This is a genomic window from Pseudarthrobacter sp. AL07, assembly GCF_029960665.1.
GTDB lineage: Bacteria > Actinomycetota > Actinomycetes > Actinomycetales > Micrococcaceae > Arthrobacter.
The window spans coordinates 1-1,906 of sequence record NZ_JASBRB010000067.1 but is presented as its reverse complement, the minus strand read 5'-3'; the positions used below and the strand labels follow the sequence as shown (position 1 = coordinate 1,906).

General features: G+C 62.9%; 1 protein-coding gene. It reads right to left on the bottom strand.

Annotated elements, in window-relative coordinates:
* A partial coding sequence (locus QK290_RS18385) for a primary-amine oxidase (RefSeq protein ID WP_282332108.1) occupies positions 1 to 1,906 on the bottom strand: 1,906 nt, incomplete at both ends.

Here is a 1,906-nt window from a genome sequence, read left to right as displayed (position 1 = left end):
TGGTGCAGCATGTTGCGGTGTTGGTTGTTTGGGTTCGGTTTTCGTTGGTGGGGAGGTTGAGGGTGGGGTTTTGGTCGAAGAATCCGTGGGGTTCGAGCATGAAGCCGATGTTTTGGCGGGGCATGATGGGCCAGTCTTCGAGGCGGACGACGTGGTGCATGCCGAAGGTGTACCAGACGACGAGGTCTTGGTCCACGATGTTCCGGTCTGCTTGGGTCCAGATGTGCAGGCCGTCGTCGGCGCCGGTGGCTTGGTTGGGGAATTCGCCGGCGGCGAAGCGTTCGGTGCGGTTGTAGGCGGTGACCCAGAGGTTGTTCCGGGCGAACTGGGCTCGTTTGCTGACGTAGGACTCATCGCCGGCGGCGAGTTGGATGCCGTCGGTGGGGATGAGGCGGTAGGCGACGGGTTCGTCTACGATGTTGCGGCTGTCGCGGTTGGCGATCTTCCAGAAGCGGTGTTTGGAGGAGTCGGTTTTGCGGATGGCTGCCTGTTCGGTTTCGAGGAGCCGGTCGACGGCTTTGAATGCGGTGTGGGTGGGGTTGTGTTCGGGGATTTCCATGTCTACTTCGTAGACGGCGTTTGTGGGTCCGTCGATTTCGAAGTCCATGCGGACGTTGAACATGTGTTGGTGGATCGGGGCGTAGAGTCCGTCGTTGTTCAGGGTCTGGCCGTAGGGGCTTTTCTCGCCGGGTTTCTGGCCGGCGGTGGAGAGGATGCCGGTGGCCTTGACGAGGAACTCGATGCTGCCGTCGAGGAAGAGGTGCCAGTAGAAGGCGTATTCGTAGTTCGCGACGGTGGCGATGAAGGAGATGACGAGTTTGCGGCTGCGGCGGGTTTCGGTGGTGCCTTCGCGGAAGTCGAAGTGCTTCCAGAGGATCGAGTCGTCTTCTTCGTGCATGCAGATGGCGTTCTCGATGGTCAGGGGGTTGCCGTGGCTGTCGGCGGTGATGCCGTCGAAGTATTTGATCTCGCCCAGGCAGTCGCAGCCCAGAGTCAGGGAGTTGGCCATGTTCCCGATGTTGTATTCGCCTGAGTCGAAGGCGTTCTTTTTGGCCTGGACGGGGGCGGTGTCACCGTAGGGGACGACCATTTCCGAGAGTGAGGCCCGGTTGATCACGGGGCGTTCGACGCCTTTGTTGCGGAACTTCAGCTGGTGCAGGACCAGGCCTTCGCGGGGGGTGAAGCCGACGCGGAAGGACCAGTCGGCCCACTGGACGTGGTTGCCGGTGACGGTGAAGGACGCGCCTTCGGGCTGGGTGATGGAGATGGGTTTGAGGTCGGTGCGGGCCTCGCCGACGTATTTGGGCAGGTAGTTGCCGCTCGCGGACGGGACCGGGATTGCCTGGTCGTCTTCGACCTTGACGATTTCGCCGGTGTTCAGGTCCACGATGACGATGAAGTTCTCGATGGGGTGGGCGTAGGGGCTGTCGTCTGCTTCGTCGCGGACGAAGACGAGGGCGCGCATCAGGCGCCGGCCCTGATCGTCTTCGCCGAAGTAGCCCACGGACCAGGGTTCGAAGCAGACCAGGGACATGTCGGTGATGCCGCGTTTGGCCAGGGCGGCCTGGACTTCGGGGTCCTTGCGGCAGCTCTCTTCACCTTCGGCGAATTCGTCGAGCATGAACGGGGGGTGGATGTGTGCGGCGAGCTGCGTCCATGTGGAGACGATGCCCGAGTCCAGGTCCACGATCGCTTCGTAGGACCGTGCCTCGGCCCGGTCGACGAGGACTGCGTCGGCCTCGCGGACCGTTGCCGCGCCGGACCGGAGCAGTTCCTTATCCGGCTCGCGCAGCTCGATACTGATGAAGCGGAACGATTCGGCCGCGGCCTGGCCATCCTTCAGGATCGCCGCGGCCCGGGAAATCTCGTCGCGGGAGAGCGGATCGAGAGGGTGCGCTACCCCAAC